The 15,667-nt window shown below is 43.1% G+C and carries 9 protein-coding genes; 8 read left to right on the plus strand and 1 reads right to left on the minus strand.

The features are described from left to right. The first annotated feature begins 302 nt into the window (after positions 1-302). From V7K36_RS23880 to V7K36_RS23900, 5 genes are all read left to right on the plus strand, one after another. Positions 303-1,100 (plus strand): SDR family NAD(P)-dependent oxidoreductase, encoded by a 798-nt coding sequence (locus tag V7K36_RS23880; RefSeq protein WP_335119933.1) that lies wholly within the window; start codon positions 303-305, stop codon positions 1,098-1,100. A gap of 194 nt (positions 1,101-1,294) precedes the next feature. After that, the gene (locus tag V7K36_RS23885) at positions 1,295-2,875 is read left to right on the plus strand and encodes an FAD-dependent oxidoreductase (protein WP_335119935.1); all 1,581 of its coding nucleotides are present in this window, start codon (positions 1,295-1,297) and stop codon (positions 2,873-2,875) included. Positions 2,876-3,325: 450 nt separating this feature from the next. After that, entirely contained in the window at positions 3,326-4,924 is a 1,599-nt protein-coding gene (locus V7K36_RS23890) for a GMC family oxidoreductase (RefSeq protein ID WP_335119937.1), read from the plus strand. Between the two features lie 54 nt (positions 4,925-4,978). After that, entirely contained in the window at positions 4,979-5,347 is a 369-nt protein-coding gene (locus tag V7K36_RS23895) for a hypothetical protein (RefSeq protein ID WP_335119939.1), read from the plus strand. Between the two features lie 412 nt (positions 5,348-5,759). Continuing rightward, entirely contained in the window at positions 5,760-6,449 is a 690-nt protein-coding gene (locus V7K36_RS23900; protein WP_335119941.1) for a Uma2 family endonuclease, read from the plus strand. Between the two features lie 638 nt (positions 6,450-7,087). Here the strand turns inward: V7K36_RS23900 and V7K36_RS23905 are convergent. Then, positions 7,088-8,146, minus strand: coding sequence for a hypothetical protein (locus tag V7K36_RS23905; RefSeq protein ID WP_335119943.1), 1,059 nt, complete (start codon positions 8,144-8,146; stop codon positions 7,088-7,090). Positions 8,147-9,211: 1,065 nt separating this feature from the next. Here V7K36_RS23905 and V7K36_RS23910 point away from each other — a divergent pair. The 3 genes from V7K36_RS23910 (at position 9,212) to ppsA (ending at position 15,631) form a co-directional block, all read left to right on the plus strand. Then, positions 9,212-11,140 (plus strand): alpha-amylase family glycosyl hydrolase, encoded by a 1,929-nt coding sequence (locus tag V7K36_RS23910; RefSeq protein ID WP_335119945.1) that lies wholly within the window; start codon positions 9,212-9,214, stop codon positions 11,138-11,140. A gap of 151 nt (positions 11,141-11,291) precedes the next feature. Next, positions 11,292-11,921 carry a hypothetical protein gene (locus V7K36_RS23915; protein WP_335119947.1) on the plus strand — a complete coding sequence of 210 codons (630 nt, stop codon included), beginning with the start codon at positions 11,292-11,294 and terminating at the stop codon, positions 11,919-11,921. A gap of 1,229 nt (positions 11,922-13,150) precedes the next feature. Continuing rightward, positions 13,151-15,631: a phosphoenolpyruvate synthase gene (gene ppsA / locus V7K36_RS23920; protein WP_335119949.1), complete on the plus strand. Its 2,481-nt coding sequence runs from the start codon at positions 13,151-13,153 to the stop codon at positions 15,629-15,631. The last annotated feature ends 36 nt before the right edge of the window (positions 15,632-15,667 follow it).

The raw sequence follows: 15,667 nt of genomic DNA on the forward strand, positions 1-15,667 counted from the left end.
TTAGACCATTGGATAGAGTCTAAAATTTTAAATCGCGTGTTTTTAAAGGTTACTCATAGCAGCTTTAAATTTTTTCCTCTTGGCGTTTTTCGCTCTTCGATAATTTACATAACTCTAATACAATTACTATATATCTAAAGGCTGAATTTATGATTTTATATATATACCATTTATGAGTTGAAAAATTCAGACTTTGTGACATAAAGTAAAGCGTGCAAGCAAAAACTATCTATCTGAATATTTCTCAATTAATCAGCTTGGCATAAATTGTTTCCAATTAAGAAGAAATAGAGAAATAGCTTATGGATCTTGGTCTTAAAGGTAAAGTCGCTGTAATTACTGGAGGTGATTCCGGCATTGGTAAAGCGACAGCGAAACTACTCGCTGAGGAGGGGGCAAAGGTTACTATTATCGATAAGACTTCAGAAAGTCTTCAGATAGCAGCCCAGGAGTTGAGAAAGTCTGGAGAAATATTTACAGTTCAGGCAGACCTCACTCAGCCCAAAGAAGTTGAAGCTGCCAAAGAGCAAATTCTTGAGCGCTTCGGAACAGTTCACATCCTTGTTCATGCGGCAGGAATCACAGGTGGTACGGGAGATTTCCTCGAACTCAGTGATGAGGAGTGGTACAAGACAATTGACGTTGATTTGATGGCGACGGTACGCACCTGTCGCGCTTTTATCGGGGCGATGCGTGAAACTGGTTGGGGAAGAGTCATCCTCGTCAGTTCGGAAGATGCACTACAGCCCTACCCAGAAGAGATACCTTACTGCGCTTGCAAAGCAGCTGTATTGAATCTGGCTAAAAATTTATCTAAAGCTTATGCAAAAGATGGCGTGCTGGTAAATGCAGTTTCTCCCGCCTATATCGCCACCCCAATGACTGACGCAATGATGGAAAAGCGCTCAAAACAGCTGGGTGTCAGCTTTCATGAGGCAATTGACAGTTTCCTTGATGAACAGCGCCCTCACATCGAACTCAAACGACGTGGCAAACCAGAAGAAGTAGCGGCTGTGATTGCATTCCTTTGCTCTGAGCAATCAAGCTTTGTGGTTGGTTCTAACTATCGCGTAGATGGTGGCTCGGTTGCAAGTTTGTGAGCGAAGCGGGTCTAGAGGAAACAAGCCCCAAACACACTATAGAAGTTCTTTGTTTTATATCAATTCGTAATTCGTAATCAATGGGTGTAAGGGCTTGCGCTCGGACTCAGATTGCATCTGGTTTTTCGGGTTTGAATCTGTTGCCGGATTTTAAAGAATTGGTATAACTCTTATTCTTAATTTAAGAGTTGATTATGAAACAGATAGAAGCAGTTGTTGCCAATATCAACGATCTAAATGATGGGGAAATGCGACAGGTGTCTGTCAGCGAGACAGAGATTTTACTGAGTCGTATAGATGGAAAGTTTTATGCCGTCGGCGCACATTGCTCTCATTATAAAGCGCCACTGGCAGAGGGGGTGCTGAGTGGACATCATGTTGTTTGCCCTTGGCACAATGCCTATTTTGACGTGACGACTGGCGACCAAGTAGAGCCACCTGGCTTGGATGCTTTAGCTTGCTATAAAGTACGCATTGAAGGTGAAAACGTCATTGTCAGCGTACCAGAGGAAACAACAGGATTACGATCGCCTGCAATGGCGCAATTTAACCCCAACGCTGATGGACGCACATTTGTGATCTTAGGTGCAGGGGCGGCGGGTGTCCATGCCGCAGAAACTTTGCGAGTAGCTGGATATCAAGGGCGAATCGTCATGATTACTCAGGATAACAAGCTGCCTTACGATCGCACCAAGCTGAGTAAAGACTACTTCATTGGTAAAACATCCTCAGAGGAAATGCTTTTGCGATCGCCCGATTTCTTCAAAGAACACGCCATTGAAGTACTGTTGAATAAGCGAGTTGAACAGGTGCAAACAACGGCAAAAGCGATCACCTTTAGCGATGGTAATTCCTTAACCTATGATGCCTTGCTGGTAGCAACGGGAGGAAAACCACGCCAGCTAGATATTCCAGGTGCGGACTTGCAAAACATTTTAACATTACGCAGTTTTGATGATGCCGATCGCATTTTGACAACCATCAAGCAAAAAGGACAAGCGGTAGTCATTGGCTCCAGTTTTATCGGTATGGAAACCGCATCTGGATTGAGTCAGCACGGCTTACAAGTAACCGTTGTTTCACCAGATTCTGTACCTTTTAAGAAAACTCTCGGCGAGGAAATCGGCAAAATCTTTCAGCAAGTCCATGAGGAAAACGGTGTTTCCTTTAAGTTGGGTAGAAAAGCGGTACAGTTTGAGGGTAGTGACAAGGTAGGAGCTGTAATTTTAGATAATGGCGATCGCTTGCAAGCAGATATCGTAATTATCGGAGTTGGCGTACAGCCGGCAACAGACTTTCTTAAAGGTGTCGATTTGCATCCCAAAGATAGCAGTGTTGTTGTTGATGAATACTTGTGTGCAGGTGATGACATCTACGCCGCAGGCGATATTGCCCGTTATCCCGATTGGCGGACAAACGAATCGATTCGCGTTGAACATTGGCGAGTCGCAGCACAGCAGGGGCGAATTGCAGCTAATAACATGGCAGGGAAAGCAGTCAAATTTAGAGGGCTTCCTTTGTTCTGGACAATGCAATTCAACTTTCCCTTGCGCTACCTTGGACACGCCCAAAGTTGGGATGAAATAATTGTAGATGGCGATTTGCAAAAACAGGAATTCATTGCTTTTTACACTAAAAATAATCAAGTCTTGGCAGTTGCAACCAGCCATCGGGATACAGAAACAGCAGCTATCTCAGAATTGATGAGCTTGAACCAGATGCTAACTGTTGAAGAATTACGCCGTGGTACAGTTGATTTGATTCAAAGACATTAAATAAACCACGCAGTAGGGGCACAGCATTGCTGTGCCCCTACGACAGATGTGGTTCAAATACTTGAATTCTGCTGTAATAATATCATGTCCGCCAGATTACCCATAATAAAAGAACCCCACCCCCAACCCCTCCCCGCTTTTCGGGCTACCGTGTACACACAAGTCATCGAATTACACAAAAACCTCACCCTGTCCTGACTTTAATCCCTCTCCTTAATAAGGAGAGGGACAGGTTTTGCGTAGCATAACCAGGGTGAGGTTTCTTTAAGCTATTCGATAAACTGTAAATTGCGTCAAGAGACACTTGTGTGTACACCGTAGGCTTTTCGGGAGGGGAGACAAAGCATAGCTTTGGCTCTTTGGGGTTCTTCGGGTTTAATAAGCAATCAAGCGGACATAATATAACAAGCAATAGGTTTGAGACAAGAGTAATTTGCCACCTCTGCATATATGACGAACATCACTGAGCGTTACGACATCATCATTATCGGTACGGGAGCCGGTGGAGGTACACTGGCTCATCGTCTCGCACCCACAGGTAAAAAAATTCTCGTGCTGGAACGAGGCGACTTTTTGCCGAGAGAAAAAGCTAACTGGAATCCAGAGGAAGTTTATCAAAAACATCGCTACCATACAGATGAGCAATGGTATAACAAAGAAGGAAAAGCCTTTAAGCCTCAAACAGGTTACTGGGTTGGCGGCAATACTAAACTCTACGGTGCAGCCTTAATTCGATTGCGGGAGCGAGATTTTGAAAGGGTAATTCACAAGGGAGGAATTTCTCCAGAATGGCCTTTGAAATATCAAGACTTTGAGCCATACTACACGCAAGCAGAAAAGCTGTATGACGTGCATGGTCAGGAAGGGGAAGACCCCACAGAACCACCTCGCAGCGAACCATACCCCTATCCACCAGTCAGTCATGAGCCAGATATGCAGTCCCTTGCTGATTGTATTCGTGAACTGGGTTACTACCCATTTCACCTACCACTAGGATTAAAGCTGAATGAAAGCCAACGCAGCAAAAGTCCTTGCATTCGCTGCGATACTTTTGATGGATACCCCTGTCTTGTAGATGCAAAAGCCGATGCCGATGTTAACGCCATTCGTCCTAGCTGGGAAATGTATGCCAATTTCACCCTTTTAACTAATGCCAAAGTCTTGCGGCTGCATACCAGTGAGTCGGGGCGAGAGGTTACAAAAGTAGAAACTGAAATTGCTGGGGAAAAACATTGGTTTACAGGCGATATTGTGGTTGTTGCCTGTGGTTCTGTCAACTCAGCTGCTTTGCTGTTACGCTCTGCTAATGACAAGCATCCCAACGGATTAGCAAACAGTTCCGATCAGGTGGGGCGGAATTTCATGAAGCAACTGGAAACAGCCATAGTTTCCATACACTTAGAGGTGAATCACGCCAACTTTCAAAAAACCATCGCTGTCAATGATTTTTATTGGGGAGAGCCAGATTTTCCTTATCCCATGGGCATGGTGCAGAATACAGGTAATGTGCTAGCCGATATGATTCCCGGAGAAGCACCACCACTAATGGCTCCATTTGTCAAGCTGATTCCCCATTATGAGCGCAATTTGCTGGCCGAGCGATCGGTTGGTTGGTGGTTGCAAACAGAAGATTTACCAGACCCGAATAATCGGGTTCGGGTGGTGGGTGACAAGATTCACGTTGACTATACACTGAATAATACCGAAGCAAGCGATCGCTTAATCCATCGTTGGACATCTGTACTCAAGTCCATGTCTAACTCCGCTAAAAGCGTCCTACCATTTAGCCTTTATCCCCGCACTCAACTACCTGAACAAGCAGTTGCTCATCAATGTGGTAGTTGTCGATTTGGCACAGATCCTAAAACTTCAGTTCTTGACCCTAATTGTCGTACCCATGATGTGAATAATCTCTATGTGGTAGATAGTAGTTTTTTCCCGTCAAATTCCGGTGCTAACCCGACATTAACGATTATGGCGAATGCGTTACGTGTTGGCGACCTGCTTGCAGCAGCGCTGAGTGCAAAGCAGACGCTCCACGAACGCTAACGCATAGCTAAAAGATGGAAATAGTCATTAGTAAAATCAAAAAGGGCAAACGTTATGACAAATGATGAACGGCAAATTACACCACAACAGCAATCACAGATTCAATCTCAACCGGACGATTTAGAAGCGACAGATTCTCCTAATCCCCTGGTTACAAGTTTAGGTGCCATTGGAGGTGGCGTTGCCGGAGCCGCACTGGGTCACTCCATTAGTGGGAAAATGGGTGCTGCAATTGGCGTGGTTGCAGGGGCAATTACTGGTAGCGTTGCAGCCAAAAAGTTGGTAGGATACGCGGGAGAATTCATTGAAGAACTCCAGCCGACAAGTGGATTGGGATTAGGAGCCAATCACAAACCAATTGAATTACTCCCTCACTATTCTTGGGAAGAATTACAAGCATTATCAAAACCACAAGGTGGATAAACTCAAGTTATATGATATTATGTCCGCCAAATTACCCATAATAAAGAACCCCACCCCCAACCCCTCCCCGCAGGCGGGGAGGGGAGCTAAAGCGTAGCTTTGGCGGGGTGGGGTTCCAAATATTATGCTTAATTGCCCGCACATGATATGACATACTCCATACACACCGAACAACGGGTGAGTGTGGCGTCAGCAATCGTAATTGCGAATTGCGAATTGGTTTACATCAGAATTCAAGTATTTGAACCACATCTGTCGTAGGGGCACAGCAATGCTGTGCCCTTAGTGCGTGGTCTATTTACCTGAAAATAGCTGTAATGGTTCATATGCGATCGCTCCTTACAATCTTTGCCTCCCCAGCAATCCCACTATGTTAAATTCAATATAACTCCTGCGGATGAGGAATCACGTAATGGCGGCTTCTGTGGAACATGGCTTAAATAATAGCGCTTTTATTCCTCCCTTAGAAAGTGGCGATCGCTTAACCCGTCACGAATTCGAGCGTCGTTATATAGCAATGCTTGATAAAAAAGCAGAATTAATTGAAGGAGTCGTCTACGTGGCATCACCCCTGCGTTTTAGAAGTCATGGCCAACCTCATGGACAGTTAATTACCTGGTTGGGAGTTTATCAAGTTTCCACTCCCGGCGTAGCACTAGGCGACAATGCTACTGTGCGCTTGGATTTAGACAACGAACCACAACCTGATGTTTTGCTGTTGATAGATAAACCAGCTAAGGGACAGGCACAAATCAGTGAAGATGACTACATAGAAGGGGCACCGGAATTAGTCGCAGAAGTAGCAGCCAGTAGTGCATCTATTGATTTATACGACAAAAAACGCGCCTATCGTCGCAACGGAGTGCAGGAATATATCGTTTGGCAGACTTTAGAGAATAAACTCGACTGGTTCTGTTTGCAAAATGGGGAATATTTGCCACTCGTCGCAGATGCAGATGGGGTGATTAAAAGTAGGGTATTTCCAGGTTTGTGGTTAGCTGTCACCTCACTAATCACTGGAGACATGACGAAAGTTTTAGCAGTGCTGCAACAAGGGTTAAATTCAATAGAACACACAAAGTTTGTTGAGCGTTTAGCTTAATAAAGTACGCGATGTGCAACTTATTCTTACAGCTATTTTCAGGTAAATAGACCACGCAGTAAGGGCACAGCATTGCTCATTGGTGTCAACTTAAGCGCAAACCCCTTTAAAACCTCGTTTCCAGCCTCTGGCTGGAAATGCTGCTCTTGGCGGCTCTGCCGCCAGCAAGGGAGGCGGAGCCTCTAGAACGGCATTCCCAGTCTCCGACTGGGAACGAAACAATCTAAAAGCTAGTTATAGACTGGTTTTTACGTTAAGTTGACACGTATGAGCATTGCTGTGCCCCTACGACAAATGTGGTTCAAATACATGAAGACTGCTGTAAAACCCCACTTCCATTCCTCTCCCCGTTGGCATCAGCCGTTAGGTAAGCGGCTACCGTGTACACACAAGTCATCGAATTACACAAAAACCTCACCCTGTCCTGACTTTAATCCCTCTCCTTAATAAGGAGAGGGACAGGTTTTGCGTAGCATAACCAGGGTGAGGTTTCTTTAAGCTATTCGATAAACTGTAAATTGCGTCAAGAGACACTTGTGTGTACACCGTAGCCCCGATCGCTTTTTTGGATAGAGAGCTTATTTAATACACCTCACCATAAAAACTCTATTTTCAACCCTTGTTTACGGTGACGTGTACTAAGCGAACTCTATAGTCTCAACAAACTCTAAAATACTCTCCTTGATGTCTTCGGCTTCTTCTTCAACGGAATCGGGAGTTTCACCGTTAATAAAGCTGTGCTGATTACTAACTATATACAAAAACTCACCCCTGATAAAAGTCAGCAGCCCCCGGTAAGCATCTAATCTGATCGCAGTTCCATTATTTTCTTGTTTAGAAATTGTCGAACCTTTAGGCATATCAATTAAGACGTAGTAAGCGCCTCGCAAAGTGTCTGACAAATATTCAGTATATTCCACAGAAGCATCTGGTACATTGGCAAAAATCGCTTGGGGTACATACTTATCTACTAAGATTGCTTGTAAATATTCTTCTTGTCCAATAGCCTCCAATTCCTCTAACTGTTCTAGGGGAAAAGGATAATAATCGATTCTCAGCAAAGTACCGATGTCATCGGAAAAGCCAACTACTCCTTCCTGGCTTTGAATTCTACCGCCCTGCTGCGGATCAACCGGAATTGGCACCGTAAAATTACCTAAAAGTGATTGATATGTCTCTTCATTAAAATCTTCGATGACTACTGTTTCATCTTCGTCATCATCTGCATATTCTTCTTCTTCCTCTTCTGCTTCTTTAAAGGCTGCAATTACTTCTTTGATAATTTCCTCTGCTTCTTCATCCTCAAGTTCCAAAGCTGTTTGTAGCTTTTTGAGGTAGGGTTGTTTCGATTTCGGGATGGCGAGGTCATCGTCTAAAAGCACTATCACTCCAGCTGCAAAACCATCCAGCACTAATTCATCTGAGAGAGATACTTTAGCGACATTAAACAAAGGCCCAATTCCCTCTTCTTCTACAATCTCTATGAGTCTATCAACTATTTCTGTGATTTCATCTTCTGAGTATTCGTCAAAGACCTCAAATTCCCAGAGGATACCCGCTAAACTTTCTGCATCTACATCTTCAATTGATGAATCAGCGATCGCAGTGACAGTTGCGATCGCCGCCACTGCTTCCTCTGGACTTAGTGATTCCTCTGATGTCTTTGGTGAGTTAAAAACCTTGTCATATTTGGTCATAATTGCTACCTGAATTAATCGCTTAATAGTAATAACAGATTGAAAGTGACAATGGTCAGTTTACCAATGGAGCGAATCTTCTAGAGAAAAGTTGGCTAATACATGGTTTACTCAGTATTGCTCAAGTGTAACGAAACCTTGTTGACTGTCCGAAAATCTGTTGTCAAATATACACCTAAACATTAGCTAGGCTCAATATTTACAGCAAGTCACTTTAACTAGATATTGTAAATTTTTATGATCAGGGACTTCCAATTAAAAAAATCTCCATTGAGTAGGGTCTGTTGCGGGAGCATCTCAATGAGTGTAAAAAGCCTTGTCAAACCTCATCCCAACCCTCTCCTTAGTAAGGAGAGGGAGCAAGAATCTTGTTTCTCATCTGGTATATTTGCAAAACTGGGTTATTTCCTTAGGAACATGGATTAAATAAAATGCAAAACTTCATCCTGTCTCACGATCCCTCTCCTTTATAAGGAGAGGGACTGAGGGTGAGGTAAGCCAGGGACATAAATTGTATGTTATTTAATTCTTATTCCTAAGCGATCGCTAAGTAAGTGGGTGAAATTAAATATAAAACCTCACCCTGCCTCCGGCTTCCCTCTCCGAACTCACGGAGAGGGATTGAGGGTGAGGTTTGATCTTATATTTAATTACGCCTACTTACTTACTAACTATTGGAGAATTTATTTTTTGGGATTCCCTGAAGCTATAGGAATCCGGTTTGATTTTTGAAAAGATACGTAGGGTGTGTTAGCGACAGCGTAACGCACAAAACCCTTGATAATGTTGCGTTACGGATTTCATCCTAACGCATCCTACAATAGCTAATTTTGTTCAAAAATCAAATAGTAATCCTATATTAGCGTTAATAACTGCTATATTCCTTTTTTTTTATTCTCTAGCAGAGGAATTATATCTATCGATAGAATTATAAACTAGCTAGCGATAGATACCTACACCGTGAGACGGATGTCACAATAACGAAGTTTGTAGTGACACACAATACTCGAAAGGTTGTACTGTTGGTTCTACAAGTGTCAATTACATGAAATTTTGAGTTTTTTTATGGTAAAAACCCCTGAAGTTCAGTTCTCACCAGATCAATACAAAGTTGATTCGCCACAAGAAAAAATAGAAGTTCTTATAGAAACACCACCATCAGAAACTGAGATTGATCTAGAGTTTCTTTATACCAGAGATATTGAATTTCGTCAAGAAACTATTTACTTTGCTGTGGTCGATCGCTTTTATGATGGCGATCCAGATAATAGCGAAGGTGCAAACTCAGAATTGTACGATTCAACTAGACAAGAGTGGGGTAAATACTGGGGTGGCGACTTGCAAGGGGTGATTGATAAATTAGATTATCTCAAAAATATGGGAGTGACTGCCCTTTGGCTAACTCCACTGTTTGAGCAGGTTGAAGAATTATTTGTTGGCAATGCAGCGCTACATGGCTATTGGACAAAAGACTTTAAGCGAATTAATCCTCGCTACATTGCTGAGGGAGAGAATCCTTCTTTAAACGCTACCCAAGAAGAAAAAAATACCACCTTTGATCGGTTAATTACAGAACTGCACAAGCGGAATATGAAGCTAGTGCTAGATATTGTTTGCAACCATAGCAGCCCTGATACTAGTGGTAGTAAAGGCGAATTGTTTGATGATGGCGTGAAAATTGCTGACTTCAATGATGATGTCAATAATTGGTATCACCACTATGGCGAGGTGCAAAACTGGGAAGACGATTGGCAAGTACAAAATTGTGAACTATCTGGTTTAGCAACTTTTAATGAAAACAATACTGAATATCGTCAGTATATCAAGTCAGCAATCAAACAATGGCTAGACCGGGGTGTAGATGCACTGCGGGTGGATACTGTCAAGCACATGCCTATCTGGTTTTGGCAAGAATTCAATGGCGAGATCACCAATCACAAACCAGATGTATTTATTTTTGGTGAATGGATTTACAGTAATCCTAGTGACGATCTCTCCGTAGAATTTGTTAACCACTCAGGGATGACACTTCTAGACTTTGGCTTGTGTGTGGCAATTCGAGCCGCACTAGCGCAAGGTTCAGAAAATGGATTCCAAACAATTCAATACATTTTTGATCAGGATTATCGCTACAACGGGGCAGCTGAGTTAGTCACCTTCATCGATAACCATGATATGTCCCGCTTCCAATCACTGAATCCTGATCCAGCGATGTTGAAAGTAGCGATCGCCTTAATTATGACATGTCGCGGCATTCCCTGCATTTACTACGGTACAGAACAGTATCTGCATAACGACACTGATGGCGGTAATGACCCGTATAACCGCCCAATGATGGAAAGTTGGGATACTGAGAGCGACATTTATCGTTGCATCAGGCTGTTGTCTGGTTTACGGCGACTGAATCCAGCCGTGTCAATGGGTAGCCACTGGCAAAAATACTTAGCAGCCGACGTTTACTGTTATGTGCGCCGCTATCGTGATTCCGTGTGTTTTGTCGCTTTAAACCGGGGAGGAGAAGTTACTCTCCCAGAAGTGGAAACAGAATTACCCGATGGGGAACATACTTGCGTGGTGACTCGCAATAAGTATGAGGTGAAAGACGGCAAAATTTATGACTTTGTACTACAAGAACGGGGAGTGCTTGTTTTCAGCCACGTTGGCGAACGGATAAAAGCACAAACAATTGTGCGCGTGCAACTCAATGGCGTGGATACCCAACCCGGTGAAATCATTGTGGTGACAGGAGATTGCCCAGAGTTGGGTAACTTGGATATCAGCAAAGCATATCCTTTAGAGTACATCAACTCAAATACCTGGTCTGCCGAAATTCCTTTTGATGAGAGTGCTGGTAAGCTGATTACTTTTAAATATGCCATGTGGCGGGAAGGGCGATCGCCTTTGCGTGAAAATCTCGTAAATCGCCGTTGGGTGATTGCGAAAGAAGGTACCGTCAAATGGCGTGATACCTGGGCGTCGGGAAGAGAATCGTAGAAATATAAAATGAAGAGTGAAGGATTAAAATTTTGATTCTTCACTTCTCATTATCTTTGAATTTTAAGTAACAAAAAATACATAAATAAGCGTATTATACCGCAGTGTGCGCCATAGTGTAGTAGTTAGATACTTGAGTATTTTTGTACTGATGAGACTCTTCTCTTACTGCCTACGTTATGATGATGGCGCGGCTCCTAACCCATTCTGGGAACTTTGCACTCTCGCAATTTGCAAACCTGTTATCCGACGAGTCGCAAAGATTGGAGATTGGGTTATAGGACTTGGTTCTACACAGTCACCAATTGGAAATATCGCCGATTGCGTTGTATATGCAATGAAGGTAACGGACAAGATGACATTGCAAAAATACGACGAGTTTTGCCGATTTCATAGTCCTCACAAAATTCCAAAGTGGGATAGCGAAATATTTAAGTATCGTGTTGGTGATTGCATCTACGATTATAGCCAAGGAGAACCACCAGTATTGCGACCAGGTGTTCATGACATCAGTAATAAAAAAGGAGATTTAGGTGGTGTAAATGTTTTGATATCACAGCACTTTTACTACTTCGGTGAAAAGGCTGTTCATTTACCTGCTTCGCTCACTCCAATTGTTCATAAAAACCAAGGACACAAATCGACAGCAAATCACCCATACGTAGATGAATTTGTAACTTGGATCGAGAGTTTAAGGTACACACCTAATCAAGTACATGGTGAACCTCAACTCAAAAAGGAATTTATTTTAGAAGGAGATATCAGCAATTGCCCTTGCTGACGCGACATTGATAAGAGGAGTAATATCATGTCCGCTTGATTACTTATAAAACCCCAAGAACCCCACCCCGCCAAAGCTACACTTTGTCTCCCCTCCCGAAGAGCGGGGAGGGGCTGGGGGTGGGGTGCAATGACTGTGAGATGCCAATAGAAACTTTTCCCTTTGGATGTCCTTTTACTATAGAACAACTTCTTAATCCTGACTTCCTCTAAGAAACGTGGATTACAGCTATTTTCAGGTAAATAGACCACGCAATAAGGGCACAGCATTGCTGTGCCCCTACGAAAGATGTGGTTAAAATACATGAAAACTGCTGTAAATAAAATGCAAAACTTCATCCTGTCTCTAGCTTCCCTCTCCTTTATAAGGAGAGGGATTGAGGGTGAGGTAAGCCAGGGTACTGGATGTTCATTAGAAATATCGTGATGTTCCTTAAGAATATCGTGATGTTCATTAAGAATGTCGTGATGTTCATTAAGAATGTCGTGATGTTCATTAAGAATGTCGTGATGTTCATTAGGAATGTCGTGATGTTCATTAGGAATGTCGTGATGTTCCTTAGGAATATCGTGATGTTCATTAGGAATGTCGTGATGTTTCTTAGAAATGTCGTGATGTTCGTTAAGACAGCTTCTGCATTCAGGGTGACGCCTCCTGAAGTGGTGACAACTGGTGATTAGTAAGTTGTTCTCAGTAAATGCTAGGAGCGATCGCGCAGCCCTTAAAATACCTCAAGAAAGATTTATGCTATGCAAAAGCTTTTAATACAGCTATTACAGCAGAATTCAAGTATTTAAACCACATCTGTCGTAGGGGTACAGCATTGCTCATTAGTGTCAACATAACGTAAAAACCTCCCTAGAACCAGCTTTTAGAGATTGTCTCGTCAAGAGTCTCCGACTGGGAATGCCTATGGGAGGCTCCGCCTCAAGACTTGCGGCAGAGCCGCAATTGAAGTGCATTTCCAGCCAGAGGCTGGAAACGAGGTTTTAAAAGGGTTTGCGCTTAAGTTGACACCAATGAGCATTGCTATGCCCTTACTGCGTGGTCTATTTACCTAAAAATAGCTATTAACGTAAATAATTCTTAATTGTTATTCACATAGCTTTGCATTTTATCGCCAAATATAAAATCATGCGACAAGATTAAAAATCTAAAATCGAATATGAGCAAAATATACTGGCAGTTATACGCTGACAAATTCAGTATAAACTTAAAAGGTAATATTTATGGCGACAGTATCAACAAGCACTTTATCTCAATTTTCCAAAGAGCGATCGCTCATTCTCTGGTTTGATGAAGTTGGTATTGCTGATATCCCTGTAGTTGGTGGTAAAAATGCCTCACTGGGGGAAATGATCCAACAGCTAACGCCCAAAGGCATTAACGTTCCCGCCGGATTTGCTACCACTGCTTACGCTTATCGTTATTTCATCCAATCAGCAGGGTTAGAAGCAAAGCTACGCGCACTCTTTGCGGACTTGGATGTTGAAGATGTCAAAAATTTACGAGAACGAGGCAAAAAAGCGCGATCGCTATTAATCCATACCCCATTTTCTGTAGAATTGCGAGAGGCGATCGCTACAGCCTACCATAGTCTTTGTGAACGATACAATGCAGAGACAGATGTGGCAGTCCGTTCTAGCGCCACCGCCGAAGACTTACCCGATGCGAGTTTTGCTGGACAGCAGGAAACTTACCTCAACGTTGTTGGTGTCCAAGGAGTTTTAGCAGCTTGTCATAAATGCTTTGCTTCCCTATTTACCGATCGCGCCATTTCTTATCGCCACACCAAGGGATTTGACCATTTTAGCATTGCTCTAGCCGTGGGCGTGCAAAAAATGGTGCGCTCTGACTTAGCAACCTCTGGGGTGATGTTCTCCATTGACACAGAAACCGGATTTAAGGATGCGGCACTGATTACAGCCGCCTACGGTTTAGGTGAAAATGTTGTTCAAGGGTCTGTAAATCCCGATGAATACTATGTTTTTAAACCAACTTTAAAAGCAGGTTTCCGCCCAATTATCGATAAAAAATTGGGCAGTAAAGAACTAAAAATGATTTATGATGACGGCTCCAAATTTACGAAAAATGTGGCTGTTCCGGCCAATGAAAGAGGCAAATTCGCCCTGAGTGATCAAGAGATTTTACAACTAGCAAGTTGGGCGTGTTTAATTGAAGACCATTATTCCCAAGTCCACGGCATTTCCACTCCAATGGATATTGAGTGGGCAAAAGATGGAATTACTAACCAACTTTTTATTGTGCAAGCGCGTCCCGAAACCGTGCAGTCGCAAAAGACGGGAAATATATTGCGGAGTTATCGGTTGTTATTGGAGACTGGGAACTGGGGACTAGGGACTGGGGAAAAATCTTCCCAATCCCCAACACCTCTAATTACTGGGCGGGCGATTGGAGAAGCTATTAGTCAAGGAAAAGCACGCCTAATTTTAGATGTTCAAAAACTTGGACAGTTCAAAGCCGGAGAAGTTTTGGTGACAGAGAGAACTGACCCCGATTGGGAACCAATTATGAAACGCGCCAGTGCAATTGTCACCAACTCTGGAGGCCGAACCTGTCATGCAGCAATTATTGCACGAGAATTGGGTGTACCTGCGATCGTGGGATGTGGCAATGCTACGGAAATTTTGAAACCTGGTCAAGAGGTAACAATTTCTTGCGCTGAAGGGGAAGAGGGAAAAGTTTATGCAGGCTTATTACCTTTTGAGGTTCAAGAAGTTCCTTTAGAGAACTTACCCCGCACCCGCACTCAAATTTTAATGAATGTGGGTAATCCTCAAGAAGCATTAAGTTTATCGGCAATTCCCAACGATGGCGTAGGTTTAGCGCGGACAGAATTTATCATTGCTACCCAAATCCAAATTCATCCAATGGCGTTGATTCACTATGACTTGTTAAAAGATGAATTTGTGAAAGCTAAAATTGCTGAGATTACTGCACTTTACGACAATAAACCCCAATATTTTGTAGATAAATTAGCCCAAGGTATAGGTAGAATTGCGGCGGCATTTTATCCTAAACCAGTGATTGTCCGAATGTCAGATTTCAAAAGTAATGAATATGCTAATTTGTTAGGTGGGCGACAGTTTGAACCCCATGAAGAAAACCCAATGCTGGGTTGGCGAGGGGCGGCGCGTTACTATGATCAAGGTTACAGAGAAGCTTTTGCCCTAGAATGTCATGCCATCAAACGGGTACGGGAAGAAATGGGTTTGACAAATGTGATCCCGATGATTCCCTTTTGTCGCACTCCCGATGAAGGGCGTTTAGTTTTGGCAGAGATGGCAAAAAATGGTTTAAAGCAAGGTGTTAACGACTTGCAGGTTTATGTGATGTGCGAGTTGCCCAGTAATGTTATTCTGGCTGAGGAATTTGCTGAGGTATTTGATGGTTTCTCCATTGGTTCCAATGATCTAACTCAGCTGACACTAGGGATAGACAGGGATTCGGCGTTGGTAGCGCGGTTATTTGATGAGCGCAGTCCAGCTGTCAAGCGAATGGTGAAAATGGCCATAGAAACGGCGAAAAAATGCGATCGCAAAATCGGCATTTGTGGACAAGCACCTAGCGATTACCCAGAATTTGCCCAGTTTTTAGTTGAACAAGGAATTGACTCGATTAGTCTGAATCCAGATTCGGTTTTAAAGACGATGCTAGAAGTGGCAAAAGTTGAGAGTGCTGAATCTTAATTGTAAAGGGTTTTAGTGTGTTAAATATTCGAGTAA

The organism is Nostoc sp., from assembly GCF_036919555.1.
Taxonomy (GTDB): Bacteria; Cyanobacteriota; Cyanobacteriia; order Cyanobacteriales; family Nostocaceae; genus Nostoc.